This is a genomic window from Agreia bicolorata (genome assembly GCF_000938265.1).
Lineage (GTDB): Bacteria > Actinomycetota > Actinomycetes > Actinomycetales > Microbacteriaceae > Agreia > Agreia bicolorata.
In genome coordinates this window covers 315,817-339,038 of record NZ_JYFC01000001.1, presented here as the reverse complement: position 1 = coordinate 339,038, position 23,222 = coordinate 315,817, and the positions used below count along the sequence as shown (strand labels likewise).

Genomic DNA, 23,222 nt, shown 5'->3' with positions numbered 1-23,222 from the left:
GTGGCTCTGTGCCCTGAAGTGGGGGGACATGCATATATTGTGTTGCAGATACGAGGGGCGTAGCCTGATTCAACTACTTGGGGGGAACCGCCGGGAGTGTCGTTGGCAAGGCGATACTCCCGGCCTTCTTTGTGTGGCATGCCAGGCGCGGAACGGCGGTCAGGCATCCAGCAGCCGCCTGAGCTGCCCGCCCACAGCCTCGTTCTCGATCAGGAAACCGTCGTGCCCGAAGGGCGACGACAGAACGACAGCGTCAGTTCCGTCGATGTTTCCAGGAACGTGCTGTGCGATCTCGAACTGGTCGTCGATCGGAAACAGTCGATCACTGTCTATGCCGATGATGATCGTGGGGATGGTGACGTTCGAGAGAGCCTTGGCCACCCCGCCCCGCCCCCGACCCACGTCGTGCGAGTTCATCGCCTGCACCAGGGTCACGTAGGAGTTGGCGTCGAAGCGACGCGTGAATTTGTTGCCGTGAAAGTCGAGGTACGACTCTACGGCGAATCTGCCGTCGCTGCCGAGGGGGCTGATGCCCGACTGCCAGCTTCTCTCGAACCTGTCATTCAGTTCAGACGGGCTGCGGTAGTTGAGCAGGGCCATACGGCGGGCGAGGGCGAGGCCGCGATGAGGCCCTTCACCGTCGGGCGCGTCGTAGTAGTCGCCGCTCGCAAATCGAGGGTCGATATGGATCGCCTCGACCTGAACGGAGTTGAGTGCAACCTGGTCGGCGCTCGAGCGGGCCGGTGCGGCGATCACGGCCAGCCTGTCGATGCGCTCGGGGTGGGTCACGCCCCACTCGATCGCGTGCATGCCTCCCATGGAACCGCCGATGACGGCGGCCCAGCGCTCGATGCCGATGGCGTCGGAGAAGGCCACCTGGGCTCGCACCTGGTCGGTGACCGAAGTGTACGGGAAGGATGCGCCCCATTCGATTCCGTCGGGACCGAGTGATGCCGGACCGGTGCTTCCTTGACAGCCTCCCAGCATGTTGGGGCTCACCACGAACCACTTGTCGGTGTCTATCGCGAGGCCCGGCCCGACGATGCCGCCCCACCAGCCGTCGGTCGGATGCCCCGGTGCGGCGTGTCCGACGAGGTGGCTGTCGCCGGTCAGCGCGTGCAGAACGAGAACGGCGTTGTCGCGCTCGGGAGAGAGCGTGCCGAGCGTTTCATAGGCGATGCGTACATCGGGAATGCTCGCTCCGACCTCGAAGTCAAATGGTCCGATCGAGACGAAGCTGCGACTGCCGACAGGGTCGCCGTCGCGCCACGCACCGGATGCGGGCGGCTTGCCGAGGATCGACCTGATCTGTGCGTCGGTGATGAAGCCGCTCGGCACGGTGTCTTCGGGTGTCTGCCAGTCCATATCACTTCATTCTGGCGTGCAGCGAGCGACCCGGCCCGAATGTTACGTCGGACCGGGTCGTCGATGGAACGAAAGGGGAGGACTACACGGCCGCGTTGGCGTGTGTGACCTCGCGTGCCGCGGTGAGGCCGGCCTCGAGGTCGGCCTTGATGTCGTCGATGTTCTCGAGACCCACGGACAGTCGCACGAGGCCCGGCGTGACACCCGAGGTGAGCTGCTGCTCGGGCGTCAACTGAGAATGCGTCGTCGACGCGGGGTGGATGACAAGACTGCGCACGTCGCCGATGTTGGCCAGGTGGCTGAACAGCGTGAGGTTGTCGACCAGCGCGCGCCCGGCATCCACACCGCCCTTCAGCTCGAACGACAGAACGGCGCCGACGCCCTTCGGCGCGTACCTATTGGCCGCGGCGTACCACGGACTCGACGGCAGGCCTGCGTAGTAGACGGTGGCGATGTCGTCGTGGGCGTCGAGCCATTCGGCGACCTCCTGTGCGTTCTGCACATGGCGTTCGATGCGCAGGCTGAGCGTCTCGATGCCCTGGATGAGCTGCCAGGCGCTGGCAGGCGCGATCGACGAACCGAGGTCGCGAAGCAGCTGCACGCGCGCCTTGATGATGTAGGCGATGCCGTTGCCGAGCGCTTCGGAGTAGTTGACCCCGTGGTACGAGGGGTCGGGCGAGGTGAGGCCCGGGAAGCGGTCGGGGTGCTCGCTCCAGGCGAACTTGCCGCCATCGACGATGACGCCGCCGATGACCGTGCCGTGCCCGCCGAGGAACTTCGTGGCGGAGTGCACGATGATGTCTGCGCCGTGCTCGAACGGGCGGATCAGGTAAGGCGTCGCGATGGTGTTGTCGACGATGAGCGGCACGCCGGCTTCGTGCGCGACATCGGCGACGAGGCGAATATCGAGGATGTTGATCTTCGGGTTGCCGATGGTCTCGGCGAAGAAGAGCTTCGTGTTCGGGCGCACGGCGCGACGCCACTCGTCGGCGTCATCCTGGTTCTCGACGAACGTCGTCTCGATGCCGAGCTTCGCGAGCGTGTACTTGAAGAGGTTGTAGGTACCGCCATAGATTGAGGCGCTCGACACGATATGGTCGCCGGCCTCGGCGATGTTCAACACGGCGAACGTCTCTGCCGCCTGGCCCGAGGCGACCAGCAGCGCTGCCGTTCCTCCCTCGAGGGCGGCGACCCGCTCCTCCACGACGTTCTGCGTGGGGTTCTGGATGCGGGTGTAGATATTGCCGAACTCGGCCAGGGCGAAGAGGTTCTTCGCGTGGTCGGAGTTGTTGAAGACGTACGAGGTCGTCTGGTAGATGGGTGTCGCGCGGGCGTTGGTCACCGGGTCGGGTGCCGCGCCCGAGTGGATCTGCTTGGTCTCGAATTTCCAGCTGGCGTCGTTGTCGCTCATGAGTCCTGCCTCCTTGGGGCGAATGCGAGAGCTGATCGCTCTCAGGCGAGCCTAAGAAGCGGGGGCACGAGCGTCAACGGGCGTAGACACACGGCGTAACAGCCATCGGGGATGGGGCTCGACCAGGGGCCTGAAGACCTTCCGCACGGGCTTCGAGGCCAGAAGGAAGGTGACGACGATCGCGAACAGGATCATGGCTGGCAGGTACCAGAAAGGAGTGTCTCCCTCGAGAATTCCGGACTCGCGGAACGGATACAGGACGAAGGTGTGCAGCAGATAGATGTAAAGCGTCGCCTGCCCCAAGTCGGTGAAGACCGTGCGGCGTCGAGGCACGAGAACGAGAAAGGCGAACGACAGGATGACGGCCACGGCGATCACGGCCAGACGAACGCCGCCGGCCCACCACTCGTGATATCCCATCTCCGGGTAGGACTCATCGAAGAGGAGGAACCGGCGAATGCCGATCTCGCGCCAGAAGTCGATTCCCGTGAAGGCGACGAGCGCGACCGCCGCGAACACCAGCACTGCGCCGGCGCGCCACACGGCGACGGTCGACGGAGACCACGACAGCCACCGGCGGGTCAGGCCGCTGTCGCGTAGACGCCAGCCGAGTACGAAGAAGGGAAGCAGACCCAGGGTGCGCGACGCGGCGAATTCCGAGGTGATCGCACCGATGTAGCCCGCCCAGACCGATATAACGACGCTGATCAGAAGCGGGTAGCGCAGCTGCGCGAGGTACGGCAGGGCCACGCGCCACGCGATCAGCGAGACGATGAACCACAGCGTCCACGACGGCCGGGCCAGGTCGAGATTGAGCGTGCCGACAACCGCCCAGCGCACCAGCGTCCAGATGATCTCGAAGATGAGATAGGGCAGAACCAGATCTGTGACGAGGCGCTTGAGCTGCTTCGCCCCGGGAGGACTCGACTTGGCGAAGTATCCGCTCACGAGCACGAAGACAGGAACGTGGAACGCGTAGATGACCAGGTAGACGCTGTACGACGTGTCGGACGCGTCGATGAGCCGCAGGATGGCGTGACCGACCACCACGAGAGTGATCGCCAGATATCGCGCGTTGTCCCACAGCGGCAGCCGCACCTTCGATCCGGTGGCGGGCGCAGGGGTCTGCGGTTGGCGTGGCTGCTGGGGTGATGTCACGGCGACCAGCCTAGCTTTGGCCCGGCAGCCCAGTTTCGGACCGACGGCGGTCTCACATCGCGCGGTCAGGGCAACGGTCTCGAACGCACTACCGTGGAACCGGAGTTCGAACCTTGAGGGGAGATGCAGATCGATGATCCGTCGCGCGGTTGTCACAGGAGCAAGTTCAGGCATCGGAGAGGCAACGGTCGTCGCGCTGCGTTCAGCCGGCTGGGATGTCGTCGGCGTGGCTCGACGCAGGGATCGACTCGAAGCGCTCGCGGAGCGCACCGGAGCCAGGTATTTCGTCGCTGACCTGACGGTGCAGAGTGAGGTCGATGCGCTCGCGGAGTATCTCGCGGAGACGGGCGGCGTCAATACGCTCGTCAACAACGCCGGAGGTGCGCGGGGTCTCGATTCGATCGAGAACGGCGGTGTCGAAGACTGGGCCTGGATGTATGAGGTCAACGTGTTGGCAGTGAAGAGAGTGATCTCGGTCCTTCTTCCTCACCTGCGCGAATCCGTAGGAGACGGCGGTGTCGCCGACATCGTCACGGTCTCCTCGATCGCGGGACACACGGCATACGAGGGCGGTGGAGGCTACAACGCAGCCAAATTCGCAACGCACGCCATGCTCGAGGTGTTGCGACTCGAGGTGAGCGGCGAACCCATCCGCGTGCTCGAGATCGCGCCCGGCATGGTCTACACCGAGGAGTTCTCGTTGAATCGCTTCGGCGGCGACAAGGAGAGGGCCGAGAACGTCTACGCCAGCGTGCCCGATCCGTTGGTCGCCGACGATGTGGCACGGGTGATCGTGTCGATGCTCGAGCAGCCTCCCCACGTGTCACTCGACCTGGTCGTCATCAAGCCCGTGGCCCAGTCGGCGCCGCACAAGGTGCACCGAGGGGCGCTCCACGTGCGGCCGCAGGATCACAGGGCCTGATCTGAGGCCTGATCGGTTGTGGTGGAATCGTCGACCGGAATGACCGGGTCGGCGAAGGCGAGGCGAGGCACGAAGAAAAGAAGGATGGCCGCGGCCAGCGCCCCCGCTCCGCAGATGGCCCACACCTGCATGTAGCCGAAAAGGCTTGATGCGGTCGCTGTGACGGTGGATGCTCCGGCGAAGAGCACGACGCCGAAGACAGCGGAGGCGAACGAGCCCCCGATCGTCTTTGTGGTGTTCGTGAGCGCCGCGGCGATGCCTGTCTGGCCACGAGGTGCCGCGGCGGCGGCGGCGCTGGGAAGCGCGCCGACCAACGCTCCTGATCCGAGTCCGGCGACGACCATGTTTGTCACCACCTGTGCCGCAGTGTCGTGGAAGGGCAGGAACAGAAGGTAGCCGAGCGCCACCAGGAACGCGCCCCCAATGAGGGCGACCCGGGGCGTCGCCCAGTTCGAGACCATCGGGAAGAGGATCGCCCCGACGATCATCGACACGAGATACGCCCCGATGAGGTTCGAGATGTCGCTGGCGGCGAGGCCTAGACCGTAGCCGTTGACGGGATCTGTCCCGGCGAAGGTGCTGAGGGGCGCCTGCGCGCCCAGAAGGCTGATGCCGATCAGGGCAGCCGTGAGCTGCACCGGCCACATGCTGGGCTGGGCGAGCACCCTGATGTCGATTGCCGGGTCGGACTGTCGTCGCTCGTACTGCACGAACGGAACGAAGACGAGTGCGCCGACGGCGACGAGCGCCCAGACCCACCACGACTCCGGTCCGTTGATTCTCAGGAAGGTCAGACCCGACGTGATGAGCAGAAGGCCCGCGGTGAGGATCGAGAAGCCCACAAGGTCGAGAGTACGCCCCGGTTGAGGCGTCGATTCGGGAACGCCGATCAGCACCACGAAGAACACGAGTGTGACGGCGATCGCGGGAATCATCAGGGTGGGACCGACAGCTTCGCCGAACGCGGCCAGAACCCGCCCGCCCGCCAGGGCGCCCAGGATCGCACCGGCCTCGAGGGCGACGACGAGCAGGCCTGCAGCGCGGCGGGTCTGCGATGCGGCACGGCCTGTGCGACGACCCCGCTCGAAGATGAGCGCGACCTCGAGCGGCAGCCAGACCACGTAGAACCCCTGCAGGGCCCACGCGATCAGGAACGACACGAAGTCGTCGGCGAAGACGAGCCACCAGCTCGCCGCCGCTGTCAGTACCGTCGTGAGGAGCAGCATCCGCTTGTGGCCCCACATGTCGCCGAGCTTCGCGATGAGAGGAACGACGAGGGCAGCCACCAGAAGCTGGCTGGCCTCGAACCAGTTGAAGTCAGCATCGACGATGCCCAGATGCTTCACCAGGTCGGGAATGAGGGGGATGTAATACCCCTGGAGGATTCCGCTGGTGATCTCGACGAGGAACAGATAGCCGATGAGGCTCGCCGTGACGCCCACGGATGTTGTACTGAGAGATCGTATCCCGGCGAATCTGCGCTTGCCAGGTCCGGTCGTCATGAGCGGATATTACTCGCGCTGTGGAAGGTGAGAAAACCGGTACCGTATGAGGCATGGTTCGAAGTGACGAGAAGACAACTGCCGATACGGCCCCCGTGGCTGAACCCGAGAGGGAGGTGCTCGGATGGTTGGAGTTCGGTGATGCCTCTCGTGACCTCGCGCGCGACGTCCTCGGAAGCGGCTTTGTTCCCGACTTCGTCATCGCCATCGCCCGCGGTGGTCTGCTCCCGGCGGGAGCCCTCGCCTACGCTCTCGGAACCAAGAGCTGCGGCAGTCTCAACGTCGAGTTCTACTCCGACATCGAGACAACCCTGCCCGAGCCGATTTTTCTGCCGCCGATGCTCGATAACACCGCACTGATCGGCAAGAACATCCTTCTGGTCGACGACGTCGCCGATTCCGGCCGCACACTCGCCCTGGTCGTCGGACTCCTCGAGAACGTCGGCGTGATCGTCAAGACGGCGACGCTCTACTCGAAGCCCCGCTCGGTCATCCAACCTGATTTCTTCTGGCGTAAGACAGACCGGTGGATCGTCTTCCCCTGGTCGGCGCATCCGCCGGTCAGCGTCTGATGTCCATCCACCTCTCTGGCGGCGGCTGGCCCTTCAACGACGATGGGGCGGTCTTCCGCCCCTTTCTCGACGAGGCCACTCAGCGGGCGACCGATGCAGGTCGCCTCGACGGCCCACGTATCGCTATCGTGCTCATTCGCGACGGCGACGGTCCGGAGAAGTTCGCGGAGCTGTCGGCGGTATTCGGAACCCTCGGCAAGGTCGATCCCATCGCCGTGCTCGCACCGGAGGGCGCTCCGATCGACGAGTCTCTCCTCGTCGACATCGATGGCCTCGTCGTGTGGGGCGGGCTCGTGCCGGCCTACCGCGAGAGCTTGTCATCGTCGTTCGGGGTAATCCGTTCCCTCGTGGAGTCGGGCGTTCCCTACTTCGGTATGTCGGCCGGCGCCGCCGTCGTGAGCGACGGTGCCCTGATCGGCGGATGGAAGATCGGCGAAGTGCAGGTGTGCCCTGTCGATGCTTCTCAGGAGATCGAACAGGTGACGGTCGCCGAGGGCATCGGTCTCATCGACACGGCGATCGACGTGCACGCCGCGCAGTGGGGCACTGTAGCTCGGCTCATCGCGGCGACGGAGGCAGCGGTCGTCGATGGCGGACTGGCCATCGACGAGCACACGGCGCTGATCGTGGGGGAAGGCTCGCTGCGAGTCGTCGGATCCGGCAGCGTGTGGTCGGTCTCTCGCGAGAACGGCACAGTGCGGGTCTCCACGATCGGCGTCGGCTGAACGATGGCGGATTCGCTGCAGAGGCTTCTCTCCGAGGGGCTGATCGACCCGGGTTGGGCTGAGGCGCTTGCCCCGGAGGAGGACACGATCGTCTCGCTGGGGGAGTTCCTGCGCGCCGAGGTCGCCGAGGGGCGTGGCTATCAGCCGAGCGGGCGCAATGTGTTCCGGGCATTCCGCCTGCCGCTGGCAGACGTGCGTGTACTCATCGTGGGGCAGGATCCGTATCCCACCCCTGGGCATCCGATCGGCCTGTCCTTCGCGACCGAGGCTCACGTGCGCCCTCTGCCGCGCAGCCTGCAGAACATCTATCGCGAACTGCGCGACGACCTTGGAGTGGTGCCTCCGCCGCACGGCGATCTGAGCGCGTGGTCTCGCTCGGGCGTTATGCTGCTCAACCGAGTGCTCACCGTGCGGGCCGGTGAGGCCGGCTCACACCGCAAGAAAGGGTGGGAGCGCGTGACCGACCTGGCCGTGCGCACCCTCGCATCTCGCGGAGCGCCGCTCGTGTCGATCCTGTGGGGCCGAGACGCCGCGACGCTGAAGCCGCTTCTCGGAGACACCCCGGCCATCGAGTCCGCGCATCCGAGCCCTCTCTCGGCCAGCCGAGGATTCTTCGGTTCGCGACCGTTCAGTCGAGCGAATGAGTTGCTCGAAGCGCAGGGCTCGCAGCCTGTCGAATGGTCGCTTGCGGCCGCGCCGCAATAGGCTTGAACAATGCTTGAAGAGGAGTACCAGCCGCGCCGCAGACTGCCGCCGGCCTTGCGCCCGAAGTCGCCGCCCCCGCCGAAGTTCGAATACGAGATCCGTGATGCGACGACTCGCGACCTTCCTGATATTCGCGAGATCTACAACCACTACGTGGCCAACAGCACCGTCACCTTCGACGAAGATCCGATGTCGCTCAAGGCCTGGCGCTCAAAATTCGCGTGGGTCGCCAAACTCGGATTTCCTTTTCTCGTCGCCGTATCGCCGAGTGGAAACGTTCTCGGCTTCGCCTACGTGGCTCCGTGGAAAGAGAAGGCGGCATATCGTCGCACCGTCGAGAACTCGATCTACCTCGGCCCGGCGGCCACGGGCAAGGGCCTCGGCAAGGCGCTGATGGGAGAGCTTCTGACGCGGGCCAAGGCCGCCGGTATCAAAGAGGTGCTCGCCGTGATCGCCGACCAGGGCGCCGAGGCGTCACTAAAGATGCACGAGGGCTTCGGGTTCAAGGAGGTCGGCCGTCTCGGCCGGGTCGGCTTCAAGTTCAACCGCTGGCTCGGAACGGTCATGCTGCAGAAGTCGTTGAAGTAGCCGAACTAGGCTCGCAGAATGACCGCTCCGCACGAGTTCTCTGCCCTCGACCAGTACCGCCACCTGCAGCGAGGCGAGCTCGGCGTCGTTGAGTTGACTCGGCACTACCTCGACCGCATCGAGGCGAGCAATGGTGACCTCGGCGCCTTCTTCACGGTGACCGCCGAGCGCGCACTTGAGCGCGCCCGACACGTCGAGAGCCAGGTTCCGCGATCGACGCGGCTGTGGGGACTGCCGTTCGCCGACAAGGATCTGTGGCGAAGGCAGGGGGTGCGCACGACATTCGGATCGCGCGCGTTCGCCGACTTCGTGCCCGATACGAGTGACGAATTGCCGCGAGTGCTCGACGAAGCCGGCGGCGTCAGCCTCGGCAAGACAGCGACGCCCGAGTTCGGTATGACCAGCCATAGTGAGACCGTCATCGCCGCGCCGGCCCGCAATCCCTGGAACCTCGACCTCGGTCCCGGCGGATCGAGCGGGGGAGCGGCTGCCGCTGTCTCCGCCGGTATGCTCCCGTTCGCACCGGGGTCGGATGGCGGCGGATCTATTCGCATCCCTGCAGCGGCCTGCGGGCTCGTGGGAATCTAGCCCTCTCGCGGGCGGGTGCCCGCGTTGTCGGGCATAGACGCGCTCGGCGGTCTTTCTGTAGCCGGTCCGATCGCCCGCAGTGTCGTGGATGCGGCGTTCCTTCTCGACGGCATGATCGGGCGCCGAGGCTCGGTGATCGACGATCATTTTGCGCTGCGGGCTCCGAGTGACAACGACGGCGACTTCCTGGGCTACGCAATCCGGGGCGAGGGCCGCTTCCAGATCGGAGTCTGCATCGATTCGCCGTGGTCGACATCGCACGATGTCGTCGTCGATCCCGAGATCATGGCGGTGTTCAGCGACACGGTTGCGCTGCTCTCCGATCTCGGCCACGGAATCGAGGAGACCAGCCTCGAACCGACGCCAGGTTACGGGGCCGCATTCACGACCGTGTGGCAGGCCGGCGCCGCGCAGATCCGGCTCGGGCCCGGCGCGCACGGCGATGCGGATGCCGATGGTGGCGTCGAACCGCTCACCGCATGGCTTCGTCGTCGCGGCCGTGAGCTCACGGCCGTGCAACTCGCGGAGGCGCTGGCCGAACTGTCTCGCTTCGAGCGTCGTGTCGTCGGCGCATTCTCCAGGTTCGATGCCGTGCTCACGCCGACGGTCGCCCTGCTTCCTCGCCCCATCGGCTGGTATGACGCCCTCGACCCGGAACGCAACTTCGCTCAGCAGGTCGCGTATTCGCCGTTCACGTCGTTCGTCAACGCCGCTGGACTTCCGGCTGTCACGGTTCCGGTCGGCACGAGCTCGGACGGCCTGCCCATCGGCATGCAGCTCATCGGCAAGCCCGGAGGAGAAGGCGCCCTCCTCGCGCTGGGGCGTCAGCTGGAGCATCGTCTGCGGTGGGAAGAACGGCATCCACCGGTCTGGGACTGAGCGGTATTCTCTTCGCAGGTTAGGTATGCCTATACTAAGTCCGATGAGAGTTCTGATGACCGAGGCGGGAGCCATGCCCACGACCGCCGGGCGCGTACTGCTGGCAGGCGATTCGACGATCATTCCCGTCATCCGTGGGTTGATCGAGACGCTTCCCGATACGGCCCGCGGGCAGATCTTCATCGAGGTGGAGACGGCGCTCGATATCACTCCGCTCGAGACGCCCGAACGCATCACCGTGAGCTGGCTGGCTCGTGATGTGCGCGCGGGTGCTCCGGGCCAGGCTCTCGGTCGCGCCGTTCGCGCGTGGGTGAGCGAGATGACCACGGGCGATGTTATGGCCGACGGAGCGGAACTCTGTGTCTGGCTCGGTGGCGAGGCCGCGCGCATCGACGATCTGCGTTCCGACCTGGCAGAACGACTCGGTTCCAGCCGAGAGACGCTCGCGCGCTGATTCACGCCTGGTCAGAGACGCGGCGGCCTGCGGCGAGCGCGCGTCTTAGAAGGATGTGTTGGAGTAGACCGGCACTGCCGGGGCGAGAAGCCGCTGCATCGTGGTCGCCGCTCCCGGAGTGACCTCCCGCAGTGCACCCGCCGCCGCAGCGACTCGGGCATCCGCGCCGCCGAGGTAGAGAGCGCCGAGCACCCAGGCATCCATCTCGATATCGACCGAGCCCGAGGTGAGCCGCTCGAGCTGCCCGGCGCCTGCCTCGGTCGACAGCCTGAACGAGCCGGCTGCGAATCCCAACGAGTCGGTCACCCGAAAAGAGACAGAACCCTCGTCGCCGTACGTTCGCGCCGTGAAGGCCGCGATCGGGTCGAGGATACGCAGCCAGATACGGTCCTCGATGTTCGTGACGGTCAGCACACGCGGGTCGACCAGTGCCCAGCGCAGCGCGTCGTCGGGTGCGCCGGAGGAGAACGTGACGCGGGTGCTCAAATCGATCGAGGCGAGGTACTGCCAGAGTGCCAGATAAGCGTCGCGAGAGGCGGCAACGAGATCGGTGACCTCGATCGAGTGAGGCTTGGATTCCCATCCGCTGAAACGGTAGGTGACATAGCCGTCGACGTCGCCGGCATCGCTGTAGTGCACGGCGGCACGACGGGCTCTGTCTTCTTCGCCCTCTTCTGTCACCCTGCCCGAGATGCGATCCGCGTACTGGGCGTGTCGAGCGATGGAGCCCGGCTGGGCCACATGGAAGGCATCGAAGACCGCAGGAGCGATGGCGGGAATATCGTGCGGATCAACGAGAGAGCAGTAGCCTCCGGGGGTTGTCGTCAGAGCGAAACGCGAGTCGGTGTCGACGGCGAGATCGTGAACCCAGGTCGCCGCGCCGAAACCGAAGCGTCGATAGATCGAGGCCTCTGACGCGGTCAGGGCGGCCACGGCGAGTCCCGCCTCAGCGGCGCGGTCGAGGTCGTCGGTCATCATGCGGCGCAGAATTCCGCGACGCCGGTGAGTGGCGCGCACGGTCACGGACGAGATGAGGTGGGCCGGCATCTGAACCCCGGGGCTCACCGTCAGCGGTTTCTCGAACGAAGAGAAGGTGGCCACCGGAATGTCGGGGCGCAACGAGTGCGTCGGCGCGTCGGTGTCGTACACGCCCGTGAGTACCTGGCCGTCGTCGATGATGTTGCGCGCTACGGATGCCGCATGGGTCGGCGTCGGCTTGCGGCCGTGAAAGCCGAGGAACTCAGCCTCGAGCCAACCGGCGGTCGATGCGTCTGGAGTGTCGCCGGTGATGGCGGCCTGAAACGTGCGGAAGTCGAGAGAGTGCGTTGAGGTGCTCACACCGTCAACGTTAGCGCCCGAGACCGACGCCTCAGTCGATGGGCTCGAGCAGGCCTGCCTCGGATGTGTCGAGGGAGATGGTCGGGAGCGACGAGGTGATCACACTGCCGTCTGCTCGAAGATTGCCCTCGACATCGGCGGCGCGAGGCGCGCCGGCCAGCCTGGGGCCGTGGTGATCGAGACCGATCAGAACGGGCTCACCAGCCTGCACGGTGACACGTTCGCCGCGAACGAAGACAGTGGCTCTGTCGCCCTCTTCGACGGTCAGCTCGATGTCCGCCTGCCGAACGTCGACCCGCACCCGGGTGTCGCGCAGCGTGATGCGATAGGTGAGTCCCTGCCATTCCTCCGGCAGGCGCGGATCGATCGTGATCCGGCCGCCGTGGTCGCGGAAGCCTCCGAACCCGTAGACCAGAGCGCTCCAGACCCCGCCCGTCGACGCGACGTGCACGCCGTCGGCGGTGTTGTTGTGCAGATCAGCCAGATCGACGAAGAGACCAGAGGTGAAGTACTTCAGAGCCAGGGCCGAATATCCGACTTCTGCCGCGATGATCGACTGCACCACGGCCGACAGGGTCGAATCACCGGTGGTGATCGGGTCGTAGTAGTCGAAATCGGCGCGCTTCTCTGCAGCCGTGAACTGGTCGCCCTGAAGAAGCAGTGCCAGAACCACGTCTGCCTGCTTCAGCACCTGGAAGCGATAGATCACCAGCGGGTGGAAGTGCAGGAGGAGAGGGCGCTTCTCGGGCGGGGTGTGCGAGAGGTCCCAGCGCTCTTTCTCAAGGAACTGGGCGTCCTGCGGGTGGATGCGCAGATTCTCGTCGAAGGGGATGTGCATCGCCTCGGCGGCACGCGACCACTCGTCGATCTCCGCCTCGTCGAACTTCACGCGCGCCACCATGCGGTCGTACGCCTGCGGGTCCTCCTCGCGGATGCGCGTGACCGCCGCTGCGGCAGAGCGCAGATTCGAGCGCGCCATGACGTTGGTGTAGAGGTTGTCGTTGACGACGGTCGTGTACTCATCGGGGCCTGTCACGCCGTGGATGTGGAAGATGTCTCCGCCGTTCGCCCGCCAGAATCCCAGATCGGCCCACATCCGCGCGGTTTCGACCAGGATGTCGATGGCCTCCCGGGCGAGGAAGTCCTCGTCGCCCGTTGCGGATACGTACTGCGTGAGGGCGTGAGAGATGTCGGCATCGATGTGGTACTGCGCCGTTCCGGCGGCATAGTACGCGCTCGATTCGAGGCCGTTGATCGTGCGCCAGGGGAAGAGCGCGCCCAGCTGATTGAGTTCGGTCGCGCGCATGCGGGCGTGGTCGAGCATGGCATGCCGGAAGCGCAGCGCATTTCGCGCGGCGATGGGCGAAGTGTACGTGAGGAAGGGGAGGACGTAGACCTCGGTATCCCAGAAGTAGTGGCCGCCGTAACCTGACCCGCTGACGCCCTTGGCCGACACGCCCTGGCCGTCGGCACGCATGGAGGCCTGCGCGAGCTGGAACAGGTTCCACCGTGTGGCCTGCTGAAGCACGGGCTGCCCTGGCAGCACCACGTCGGTGCGGGCCCAGAACGCCGCGAGCCACTCGCGCTGGCGTGCGACGAACGACTCCATGCCCTCGTCGCGCGCGCGGTCGAGCGTGCGATCGCAGCGGTCTGCGAGCTCTCGGGTGGGCACCCCCGACGACGTGTGATAGCTCACCGTCTTCGTGATGCGGATCGTCTTGCCCTGGTGAGCACGGATTCGATACACGTGCTTCGCCAGGTCATCGCCGATCTGGGACGACTCCTCGAATTCGTTCTCGGTCTCGATCGTATGGTCCGCGCCGCACGCGATCGTCATGCCCGAGTTGGTGCAGCGATAGCCCAACACGTAGCGGCCATCCTGATCGCGCTTGTAGCGCGGTTGGAGAACCCGATCTGTGAACGCCTCGGCCTTGCGCGGATCGAATTCTTTCGATGAGGCAGTCGGAGCGTGATACTCGTCGATGCCGTCTTGCCGATTGAGGATCTGGCTCGAGATGACGACGGAGGCGTCGGCGTCGAGCAGGGTGACCTCGTAGTCCATGAACGCCAGATGGCGATCGGTGAACGACACCATGCGGCGCGAGTTGATCAGCACCCGCTTGCCCGACGGCGTGCGCCACTCGAGCGAGCGGCGCAGGATGCCATCGGCGAAGTCGAGTCTGCGCTCGTACATCGGCAGGTCGGCCTCGGTCAGAACCAGCGGCTCATCGTCGACGTAGAGTCGGATGATCTTGGCGTCGGGAGCATTGACGATCGTCTGCCCGACCCGAGCGAAACCGAAGGCCTCTTCGGCATGCCTGATCGGCCAGGTCTCGTGGAACCCGTTGATGTAGGTGCCGTGTTCGTGGCCATCTCTGCCCTCGTCGACGTTGCCTCGGAGACCGAGGTATCCGTTGCCTATGGCGAACAGCGTCTCGGTTCTGCCCATGTCCTTCGAGCTGAAGTCCGTCTCGACGAGCGCCCACTCGTCGAGGGGAAAACGGTTGCGGTCGAGCGGGTCGCGAGAGATCAGGTTCATACGAGTTCCCCTGGGGTAGGAGTCGAAGACGAAGAAGGAGAGAGGGGGAGCAGTTCGTCGAGGTCGTCGACCACGATGTCGGCGCCGCTGTCGAGAAGCTCGGACGCGCCGGCGCCGCGGTTCACCCCGAGCACAAGACCGAATTTACCATCGCGTCCGGCCTGTACTCCGGAGTGGGCATCCTCGACGACGACGCACTGCTGTGGCGTCAGCCCGAGCAGTTCTGCGCCGTAAGCGTAGGTCGCCGGTGACGGCTTGCCGGCAAGCCCCTTCTGGGCTGCGACCAGTCCGTCGACGACCACCTCGAAGCGATCCCGGATGCCGGCTGCGCGCAGCACGGGCTCGGCGTTGCGTGAACTCGACACCACGGCCACGAGGCTCCCTGCATCGGTGATGGCGTCGAGAAAACGAAGAGATCCCGGGTACGGCGCAACACCGTCGGCCTCGAGGGACTCGGTGAAGGCGGAGTTCTTGCGGTTGCCGAGGCCGCAGACGGTTTCACTCTCGGGGGCATCGTCGGGCGTGCCCTCCGGCAGGGTGATCGAACGCGAGGCCAGAAAGGATCGCACCCCGTCATAGCGGGGCTTGCCATCGATGTACGCGAAGTAGTCGGCGTCGGTGTACGGCTCGTCGATGCCGCGCGCGGCGAGATAGGGCGAGAAGAGGCGAGCCCATGCAGACATGTGCACGTCGGCGGTCGGCGTGAGCACTCCGTCGAGGTCGAAGAGCACGGCCTTCAGCGACCGCAGCCGCGCGCGCGCGTCATCGATGGAGAGCACCGGAGTCGGGGCAGAGGTCACAGGAATCCTCGGGGGGTTCTGAGGCGAAGAGTGGAGGGGGAAGCTGTCGGATGAAGCGGGTAACTCCGCCATAGTAGTGGCTGCATGGAAACGTTTTCGCACCACGGCGTCAGTCGGTGGAAACCTCGATGCCGAGAAGTTCTTCCGATCTGGTCCACAGACGAGCGGCGAGGGAATCATCCCGCGCCGCCTTGCTCGTTCTGCCGTTCGGCACCAACCCGTCGAAGTAGGTTCCGCTGGGTGCGGGAGGCTCGGAGGCCGAAGCCAGTTCGATGAGCGGCACGGCTCCTGCCTCGGGAGTGATTCCGAGTCCGCCGTTGCCGAGCGCGCTGCCGAGCCGGAGCATCCATGAATCAGCCCCGAACGATGACGTGACGAACCCCGGGTGGAAGGCGTACGCGGTGATGCCGCTTCCGTCTGTTCTGCGCGCGAGCTCTCGGGTGCTGAGCAGCACCGCGGTCTTGGCCGAGCCGTAGGCCTGCCATCCGCCGAGCCACGGCCTGGCACGGGAATCGAGGTCATCGAGCCGAAGCCGACCCCAGCGATTCGCCACGCTGCCCGTTGAGACGACGGTCACGGGATGCCCCGCCGCCGCCGTTTCGCGAAGCCTCGGCAGCAGAAGATTGGTGAGCAGAAACGGCGCCAGGTGGTTGACCTGGAATGTTGTTTCGTGGCCGTCGACCGTCAGTGAGCGGCGCGGGAACAGTCCGCCCGCGTTGTTCGCAAGCACGTCGATTCGGTCGAGACTATCGAGGAGTTCGCCTGCCACGCGGCGCACGTCAGTCAGCGAGGCGAAATCGGCCACGAACGCTTCGGCATTCGTGATGGATGCGGCAACGCCGCGAGTTCGCTCGGCATTGCGCCCGAGAACCGTGACTCGGGCGCCGCGACGGCCGATTTCCTCAGCCGCCGCGCGTCCGATGCCCGAACTCGCCCCGGTGATCACCACTGTCGCGCCGGTCATCGTACGCGGGGAGAGAGTCATCGGTAGTTGCCCTTCTCGAGCCCGGCTTCGATCTCGAAGCGGTTCGTGAGGGCGTTGCGTCCGGCGAGAAAGTAGAGCACGGGGAAGACCATGCCGTACTTCTTCCACTGCTGTCTGTGCACGGCCTCGTGCTCCAGCACAGGAGGTTTTGTGTTCGTATCTGTGAGGTAGACCCCGCCCACGCAGGACCCTCCGCGAGAGAAGGCCCATTTCGGCATGCCTTCGCACACGAAGAGGCTGTCGACGCGCCTCACCTTTCCGGTGCTGAGTGTGAACCCCCAGAGGAGCGCCACCGTTGTGGCATAAAGGTAGCCGGCGCGGGCCAGCGGGGGAGCGAGCAGCACCGACTTCACCGCCCTGGTCAGCGCGACGTCGGGAATGGAGATCGGCTTCACGCGCCGACGGGCCGACCGTAGGTTTCGAGCAGCCGGAGCCAGATCTCGTTCATCGTGGGATAAGCGGGGACCGCGTGCCAGAGTCGATCGAGGGGAACCTCAGCGGTGACAGCGATCGTGGCTGCGTGAAGCAGCTCGCCCACGTCAGGTCCGACGAAGGTCACTCCCAGGATGACGCGGCGGTCCTCGTCGACGACCATGCGCGCTGTGCCGGTGTAGCCGTCGGCGTGCACGCTCGCGCCGGCGACGTTGCCGATCTCATAGTCGACGACACGGATGCGATAGCCGGCCTTCTCTGCTGCCGCCGCGGTCAATCCGACCGACGCAACCTCCGGGTCGCTGAACGTGACCTGAGGAACGGCGCGGTGGTCGGCCGTGGCGACGTGTGCGCCCCACGGTTTGTCGAACACCTCTCGACCCTCGGCGCGCGCCGCGATAACGTCGCCGGCAGCCCGAGCCTGGTACTTGCCCTGGTGGGTCAGAAGAGCGCGGTGGTTGACGTCACCCGTGGCGTACAGCCAGCCTCCGTCGAACGGCTCACCGTCGTCGCCGACGACACGCAGCGTGTCGTCGACGGTGAGCCAGTCGCCGGGCGTGAGTCCGATGGTCTCGAGTCCGAGATCGTCTGTGCGCGGTGTGCGCCCGGTCGCCACAAGAAGCTCGTCGCTCACGACGGTCGATCCGTCGTCGAGGTGAACGACCACGTCGCCGCCCGAGATCCGGTCGACCGAGGTGGGTGAGGTGTGCAGTCGCAGAGTCACTCCGAGATCGGTGAGCGATGCACCCACGAGCTCGCCGGCGAACGGCTCCATCGCCTCGAGGATTCCCCCGCGCGCGATGAGGGTGACGGTCGAGCCGAGGCCGGCGTAGGCGGTGGCCATCTCGACGGCCACGACGCCGCCTCCGATGATGGCGAGCCGAGGCGGAATCGACTGTGCGATTGTGGCCTCGCGGCTCGTCCATGGACGGGACTGGGCCAATCCCGGAATGTCGGGCAGCAGCGCCGCGGATCCGGTCGAGACCGTGATCGCGTGTTTTGCCGAATACCTGGTCGTCGTGCCGTCGGTGCCGGTCACGTCGATCTGTTTCGGACCGACGAATCGCGCGTATCCGCGGATGAGGTCGATGCCCGCGCCGGAGACCCAGTCGGCCTGGCTGTCATCTTTCCAGTCATTGGTGAACGAGTTGCGCCGCTTCAACACCGCCGCGACGTCGACGTCTGCCGTCACGGCTTCTTTCGCGCCTTCGACCGAACGGGCCGCGCGCAGCACGGTTGCGCTTCTCAGCAGAGCCTTGGAGGGCATGCACGCCCAGTAGCTGCACTCGCCCCCGACGAGTTCGCTTTCGACGAGCGCTGTGCGCAGGCCGCCTTGAACCGCGCGGTCTGCCACGTTCTCGCCGATGGCTCCCGCGCCGATGACGATGAGGTCGTATTCGGTCGTTGTCATGATGCTGTCCTTCGTCAGTGGCCCGTGAAGCGAGCCGTGGTGCGGGTGGCGAATGCTTCGAGTCCGATTCGTGCGTCGTCGCTCGAGGCGAGGCGCACCAGGGCAGGTTGAAGCTCGGCCTCGGCCGCGGCGTCGCCCGAGCGCACGGCGAGTCTGGCGTTGGCGAGCGCCGCCTGAACGGCGAGGGGCGCCTGCGCTGCGATGCGTTCGGCGAGCTCGAGTGCACGGTCGAGTTGCGAACCCTCGGGAACGATCTCTTGCACCAGGCCGATCCGAAGAGCCTCCGCCGCGTCGAACATGTCGCCGGTCAGGATCCAGCGCATGGCGTTTCCCCAGCCGACTGCGCGGGGAAAGCGCAGGGTGGCCCCGCCGAAAGGCAGGATGCCGCGACTCACCTCGAGCTGACCGAAGCGCGTCGAATCCGCGGCGACGACGATATCGCTGGCGAGCATCAATTCGATTCCGAGTGTGAGGCAGATTCCCTGAACGGCCATCACGACCGGCTTGCTGAGGCTGCGCCCTGAGACCTGCCAGGGATTGATGCCGTCTGCATCGACGTAGTCGATTCCCGATTCGGTGATGCGCGGGCCGATGTCGGCGAGATCGAGCCCGGCCGTGAAGTGGTCACCGGCCGCGTGCACCAGACCCACGCGCAGGTCCGGATCGGAATCGAGTTCGCCGTAGGCAGCCGAGAGCTGCTGCAGCATCGAAAAATCGGCTGCGTTGCGCTTGTCGGGCCGGTGGAGCTCGATGAGCAGAACGTGTCCGCGTCGTTCGGTCACGATGCGGGTCTCGGCGAGCCGACTGTCGGGTTCGGTCATGGTGTGTTCTCCTCTGCTGACGGCACGGGGCGGGTGAGGGCCGAGATGACGCGGAGAATGCTGGGCAGATCGTCGGACGCGGATTCGGGCGTCGACGGAGCGAACTCGGTGATACCGGCGCCGACGAGCGCAAAACGTGCGCGGATGGCCGAGATCGCCTGCACGAGCTGCTGCACGGTGAGTCCGAACGGTTCGGGATAGCCGACGCCATCGATCTCGGCGGGGTCGATGACATCGAGGTCGACATGGATATAGACCGAGCGCGCTCCTGTCTGCGCAATCGCCGCAACCACGGCCTCGGGGTCGTTCAGCTCTGCGGCCGACACAACTCGAATGCCCGAAGCATCGATGTATGCGGCCTCGTCGTCGTCGAGGGATCGCGTGCCGGCGAGCACCACTCGCGCCGTCGACAGGGGCTCCGCTGGCACAAGCGCGTCCGGACCATCACCGAGCAGTGTGCGCAACACCATTCCGTGGAATGCGTGCGATGGCGAGGTCTCGGGCGAATTGAGGTCGCCATGAGCGTCGAACCAGACGACCGTTGTGGTTGATTCGTTGGATGCCTGGAGCGCATGCGGAATCGCTCCCAGTTCTACCGCGCAGTCTCCGCCGATCGTCACGACAGGTCCGGTGGTCGCCCCGAGTACTCGCCTCTGATTCGCGAGCACCGACTGAATAGCCGTGTAGCGCAGAACGCCGGTACCCTGCGACTCTCCGGCCCCGACCGGTATCTCGACCACCCGGGTCGCGGCGGCGGGCAGATCGCCCTGAATGGCTGACGCTCCATCGACGAGGCGCATGGCCCTCGATGAGCCGGACCCCTGCCACTGAGGCACGATCACGAAAGTAGCTGGCACCTGTTCAGTCTTCCACGGTCTGCGGTGCACGACCCCGGATGTCTCTCGACCGGATTTGTGTCGCTCCGTTACAACCCTGCTGGGAAGGATGGGGCGGGATCAGCATGATGGATGCATGACCACCCGCACCGAGAAGCGACTCAGCGTCGTAGAGGTCACCCGGTACCGCCCTCGCGATGTCGAGTACCACGCCTACGTCGAGGTGCTCAACTCCCGAGCCGTCCGTGCCGCGCAGGATGCCGGCTGGGTCGTGAACCGTGTAGCGGCCGCCGATGTCGGAACGGCATCCCTGCTCGCTCTTACAGATGCGAGCGACGCGATCATGCTGATGGGTGGCGAGGACATCTCGCCGCGGTTCTACGATGGTGCGGCCGACTATCCCTTCGAGAGCCAGCACTTCGAGACCGCCGACGAGGGGCAGATCTCTCTTGTGCACCGCGCAATTCGCCGGGGCACGCCCCTCTTGGGCATCTGCCGCGGCCTCCAGGTCATCAACGTCGCACTCGGCGGCAGCATCGTTCAGGATCTCGGCACGCAGACCATTCACAAGAATCTCGGCGCCCCCATTCGCGACATCATGGCCGCACACACCGTGGCTCTCGACTCGTCGAGCAGACTGTCCACAGATCTGGGCGTCTCCGAGATTCTTGTGCAGAGCGCACATCACCAGGCCGTTGCGCACTTGGGTGACGGGCTGGTTACGGTGGGCGTAGCACCGGACGGGGTCGTCGAGGCGGTCGAACATATCGAGGCGCCGATCACGGGCGTGCAGTTCCACCCCGAAGACCCTGGTGCGCCATCGGGGCAGCTCGCTGCGCTGGTGGCACGCCTGAGCGTGCGAGAGCGCGCACTGGCCTGAGACTGTTGCCGATCGTTTTAACTGTCCGAACGCGACGCCGCGGCGGAGATTGCTGTCAGCGAGGCCTGCAGGGTCTGAAGCTCGGCAACGGGCATGCCCAGCCGCTCGATCATGGTCTGCGGGATGCTCTCCGCCCGCGATCGCAGCGCTCGGCCTGCCTCGGTGAGCGTTACGTCGAGTCTCCGCTCGTCGGTCGAGCTGCGTCGGCGATCGATGAGACCGGATGCCTCGAGCCGCTTGAGCAGGGGTGACAGAGTCGCAGGTTCGAGCTGGAGCGCAGCGCCGAGCTCTGTAACCGATCTCGGATCCTGCTGCCAGAGCGCCAGCATCACCAGGTACTGGGGATGGGTCAGGCCGAGTGGTTCGAGCACGGGCCTGTAGAGCCCGATGACGCTGCGCGACGCTACCGCGAGAGCGAAGCACACCTGGTTCTCGAGCGCGAGCACATCGATATCCTCCGGCATGCACGTTCCCCTTCGCCCGTGCGGTGCGCACGAATCAATAGTGCACTAAGTATATGAGGCTCACAGACCCGGAACGTGCTTGATGTTCGAACGGGCCATTCGCATGGCTTCACCGACGCCGCCGTTCAGTACGAGCTTCGACATGGCGAGTCCGAATCCGGTGACCTGCTTGGCGGTGATGGTCGGTGGCAGCGACAGGGCGAGTGGATCGGTGGCGATGTCGACCAATGCCGGCCCGTTGTGGGCGAAGGCCTCGGTCAGGGCCCCGCGCAGATCCTGAGGATCCTCGACGCGACAGGAGAAGAAGCCGAGCGCCGAGGCGACGGCGGCGTAGTCGACGCCGGGCACATCCACACCGAAGTCGGGATAGCCGTCGACGAACATCTCGAGCTTCACGAGGCCGAGGGTGGAGTTGTTGAACACGACCACCTTGACGGGCAGCTTGTACGCGGCGATGGTCACCAATTCGCCGAGCAGCATCGACAGCCCTCCATCGCCCGAGATCGTGACGACCTGGCGATCCGGATATGCCGACTGTGCGCCGATGGCCTGGGGCACCGCGTTGGCCATCGACCCGTGCAGATACGATCCGATCAACCGGCGCCGCCCGTTGGGGGTGATGTAGCGTGCCTGCCAGACGTTGCCCATGCCGGTGTCTGCGGTGACGATGGCGTCGTCGGCCAGCAGCTCGTCGAGCACGGTCACGGCGAATTCCGGATGGATCGGCACGGTCTTGTCGACGTCGGTGTACGTGCCGACGACCGAGTCGAGCAGCTTGTGGTGCCGCTTGAGCGTCTTCTCGAGGAAGCTGCGGTCGCGTTCGCCCCGAACGAGCGGTGTGAGGGCGGCCAGGGTGGATGCGACGTCGCCGTGGATCGCGTGCGTCACGCTTGCCCGCCGCCCGAGATGCGACACATCCGCATCGATCTGCGCGATCTGGATCTTCGAGCCGTCGGGCAGGAACTGCTCGTACGGAAAGTCGGTGCCGAGCAGAATCAGCAGTTCAGCGTCGTGGATTCCGGCGTGTGCTGCACCGTAGCCGAGCAATCCGGTCATGCCGACGTCGAAGGGGTTGTCGTACTGAATCCACTGCTTGCCGCGCATCGTGTGGCCCACGGGAGCGGCCAGCAGATCGGCGAACGCCACGACCTCGTGGTGCGAGCCTTCCACTCCGGCTCCCGCGAAGATGGCCACCGTCTTCGCTTCATTGATCGCGTTGGCCAGGGCGGCGACGTCCTGGGCGTCGGGCACGATCGCGGGTCTGCGGGGCAGAACGAATGCCGGGGCCGAGCCCACGGCATCCAGTTCGGCGACATCGCCGGGCAGCGACACGACGGCCACGCCGCCGAGTCCGGTCGCGTGCCGGATGGCCGAGTTCACGACGCGCGGCGCCTGCACGGCCGTCGAGACGAGCTCGCAGTAGTTCGAACACTCCACGAACAGGCGGTCGGGGTGGGTTTCTTGAAAGTAGGAGCTGCCGATCTCGACGCTCGGGATGTGACTCGCGATTGCCAGAACGGGTGCGCCCGATCGGTGAGCGTCGAACAGGCCGTTGATGAGATGCAGGTTTCCCGGCCCGCAGCTGCCGGCGCACACGGCGAGGCGACCGGTGAGCTGTGCCTCGGCTCCGGCAGCGAAGGCCGCAGCCTCCTCGTTGCGCACGTGGATCCAGTCAATGCCGCCCTTGGCGGATCCTCCGGTGCGGCGCACGGCGTCGACGACCGGATTGAGACTGTCTCCGACGATGCCGTAGATGCGGTGCACCCCCGCGTCGATGAGTTGGGCGATGAGCTGGTCTGCAACGGTTCTGGCCATGGCCCCAGTTAACCGTGCGCGGCTGAACGGGG

General features: G+C 65.6%; 21 protein-coding genes and 1 pseudogene. 8 read left to right on the top strand and 14 right to left on the bottom strand.

Going from position 1 to position 23,222, the window contains the following annotated elements; all coding sequences use genetic code 11:
- Positions 1-159 precede the first annotated feature (159 nt).
- From metX to TZ00_RS01570, 3 genes are all read right to left on the bottom strand, one after another.
- Complete coding sequence (gene metX / locus TZ00_RS01580) at positions 160-1,365, bottom strand: homoserine O-acetyltransferase MetX (RefSeq protein ID WP_044438763.1); 1,206 nt, start codon at positions 1,363-1,365, stop codon at positions 160-162.
- Between the two features lie 82 nt (positions 1,366-1,447).
- Positions 1,448-2,776: a bifunctional o-acetylhomoserine/o-acetylserine sulfhydrylase gene (locus TZ00_RS01575; protein WP_044438762.1), complete on the bottom strand. Its 1,329-nt coding sequence runs from the start codon at positions 2,774-2,776 to the stop codon at positions 1,448-1,450.
- A gap of 51 nt (positions 2,777-2,827) precedes the next feature.
- Positions 2,828-3,934 (bottom strand): acyltransferase family protein, encoded by a 1,107-nt coding sequence (locus TZ00_RS01570; RefSeq protein ID WP_052521189.1) that lies wholly within the window; start codon positions 3,932-3,934, stop codon positions 2,828-2,830.
- A 133-nt stretch (positions 3,935-4,067) separates the two neighbouring features.
- Here TZ00_RS01570 and TZ00_RS01565 point away from each other — a divergent pair, with 133 nt between their 5' ends.
- A complete protein-coding gene (locus TZ00_RS01565) occupies positions 4,068-4,856 on the top strand; it encodes an SDR family oxidoreductase (RefSeq protein WP_044438758.1) in 789 nt (262 codons plus the stop codon).
- Here the strand turns inward: TZ00_RS01565 and TZ00_RS01560 are convergent.
- On the bottom strand, positions 4,844-6,358 hold the full coding sequence (locus TZ00_RS01560; RefSeq protein ID WP_044438757.1) for an MFS transporter: 1,515 nt from the start codon (positions 6,356-6,358) through the stop codon (positions 4,844-4,846). The genes TZ00_RS01565 and TZ00_RS01560 overlap by 13 nt on opposite strands.
- Before the next feature lie 53 nt (positions 6,359-6,411).
- On the opposite strand from TZ00_RS01560, the gene TZ00_RS01555 reads away from it, so the two are divergent.
- From TZ00_RS01555 to TZ00_RS01530, 6 genes and pseudogenes are all read left to right on the top strand, one after another.
- Positions 6,412-6,930: a phosphoribosyltransferase gene (locus tag TZ00_RS01555; RefSeq protein ID WP_044438756.1), complete on the top strand. Its 519-nt coding sequence runs from the start codon at positions 6,412-6,414 to the stop codon at positions 6,928-6,930.
- Positions 6,885-7,655 carry a type 1 glutamine amidotransferase family protein gene (locus TZ00_RS01550; protein ID WP_238579534.1) on the top strand — a complete coding sequence of 257 codons (771 nt, stop codon included), beginning with the start codon at positions 6,885-6,887 and terminating at the stop codon, positions 7,653-7,655. The genes TZ00_RS01555 and TZ00_RS01550 overlap by 46 nt, the downstream gene beginning before the upstream one ends.
- A 3-nt stretch (positions 7,656-7,658) precedes the next feature.
- Complete coding sequence (locus TZ00_RS01545; RefSeq protein WP_044438754.1) at positions 7,659-8,360, top strand: uracil-DNA glycosylase; 702 nt, start codon at positions 7,659-7,661, stop codon at positions 8,358-8,360.
- 9 nt (positions 8,361-8,369) lie between these two features.
- On the top strand, positions 8,370-8,948 hold the full coding sequence (locus tag TZ00_RS01540; protein WP_044438752.1) for a GNAT family N-acetyltransferase: 579 nt from the start codon (positions 8,370-8,372) through the stop codon (positions 8,946-8,948).
- 18 nt (positions 8,949-8,966) lie between these two features.
- Positions 8,967-10,415 (top strand): annotated as a pseudogene (locus TZ00_RS01535) (amidase).
- A gap of 43 nt (positions 10,416-10,458) precedes the next feature.
- Positions 10,459-10,869, top strand: coding sequence for a siderophore-interacting protein (locus TZ00_RS01530; protein WP_044438750.1), 411 nt, complete (start codon positions 10,459-10,461; stop codon positions 10,867-10,869).
- 45 nt (positions 10,870-10,914) lie between these two features.
- On the opposite strand, the gene TZ00_RS01525 is transcribed toward TZ00_RS01530, so the two are convergent.
- The 8 genes from TZ00_RS01525 to TZ00_RS01490 all read right to left on the bottom strand — a co-directional run bounded on the left by TZ00_RS01525 (position 10,915) and on the right by TZ00_RS01490 (position 20,052).
- Complete coding sequence (locus tag TZ00_RS01525; protein WP_044438749.1) at positions 10,915-12,207, bottom strand: GNAT family N-acetyltransferase; 1,293 nt, start codon at positions 12,205-12,207, stop codon at positions 10,915-10,917.
- Positions 12,208-12,238: 31 nt separating this feature from the next.
- Positions 12,239-14,746, bottom strand: a complete 2,508-nt coding sequence (locus TZ00_RS01520; RefSeq protein ID WP_044438748.1) for a glycoside hydrolase family 65 protein — start codon at positions 14,744-14,746, stop codon at positions 12,239-12,241.
- The gene (locus TZ00_RS01515) at positions 14,743-15,546 is read right to left on the bottom strand and encodes an HAD family hydrolase (protein WP_420796220.1); all 804 of its coding nucleotides are present in this window, start codon (positions 15,544-15,546) and stop codon (positions 14,743-14,745) included. The genes TZ00_RS01520 and TZ00_RS01515 overlap by 4 nt, the downstream gene beginning before the upstream one ends.
- 109 nt (positions 15,547-15,655) lie before the next feature.
- Positions 15,656-16,531, bottom strand: coding sequence for an SDR family NAD(P)-dependent oxidoreductase (locus tag TZ00_RS01510; protein ID WP_238579533.1), 876 nt, complete (start codon positions 16,529-16,531; stop codon positions 15,656-15,658).
- Entirely contained in the window at positions 16,528-16,917 is a 390-nt protein-coding gene (locus TZ00_RS01505; RefSeq protein ID WP_238579562.1) for a Fe-S oxidoreductase, read from the bottom strand. Before TZ00_RS01505 ends, TZ00_RS01510 begins: the two co-directional genes overlap by 4 nt.
- Before the next feature lie 5 nt (positions 16,918-16,922).
- Positions 16,923-18,374: a dihydrolipoyl dehydrogenase family protein gene (locus TZ00_RS01500; RefSeq protein WP_044438746.1), complete on the bottom strand. Its 1,452-nt coding sequence runs from the start codon at positions 18,372-18,374 to the stop codon at positions 16,923-16,925.
- A 14-nt stretch (positions 18,375-18,388) separates the two neighbouring features.
- Entirely contained in the window at positions 18,389-19,195 is an 807-nt protein-coding gene (locus TZ00_RS01495) for a crotonase/enoyl-CoA hydratase family protein (RefSeq protein WP_044438745.1), read from the bottom strand.
- Positions 19,192-20,052 carry an arginase family protein gene (locus TZ00_RS01490; protein ID WP_174436053.1) on the bottom strand — a complete coding sequence of 287 codons (861 nt, stop codon included), beginning with the start codon at positions 20,050-20,052 and terminating at the stop codon, positions 19,192-19,194. Before TZ00_RS01490 ends, TZ00_RS01495 begins: the two co-directional genes overlap by 4 nt.
- 115 nt (positions 20,053-20,167) lie before the next feature.
- Here TZ00_RS01490 and TZ00_RS01485 point away from each other — a divergent pair, with 115 nt between their 5' ends.
- The gene (locus TZ00_RS01485; protein ID WP_044438743.1) at positions 20,168-20,911 is read left to right on the top strand and encodes a gamma-glutamyl-gamma-aminobutyrate hydrolase family protein; all 744 of its coding nucleotides are present in this window, start codon (positions 20,168-20,170) and stop codon (positions 20,909-20,911) included.
- A 17-nt stretch (positions 20,912-20,928) separates the two neighbouring features.
- Here TZ00_RS01485 and TZ00_RS01480 read toward each other — a convergent pair whose 3' ends face one another.
- Together TZ00_RS01480 and TZ00_RS01475 are read right to left on the bottom strand one after the other, a co-directional pair.
- Complete coding sequence (locus tag TZ00_RS01480) at positions 20,929-21,375, bottom strand: MarR family winged helix-turn-helix transcriptional regulator (RefSeq protein ID WP_044438742.1); 447 nt, start codon at positions 21,373-21,375, stop codon at positions 20,929-20,931.
- 60 nt (positions 21,376-21,435) lie between these two features.
- Positions 21,436-23,190 (bottom strand): pyruvate dehydrogenase, encoded by a 1,755-nt coding sequence (locus TZ00_RS01475; RefSeq protein WP_044438741.1) that lies wholly within the window; start codon positions 23,188-23,190, stop codon positions 21,436-21,438.
- Between the last annotated feature and the right edge of the window lie 32 nt (positions 23,191-23,222).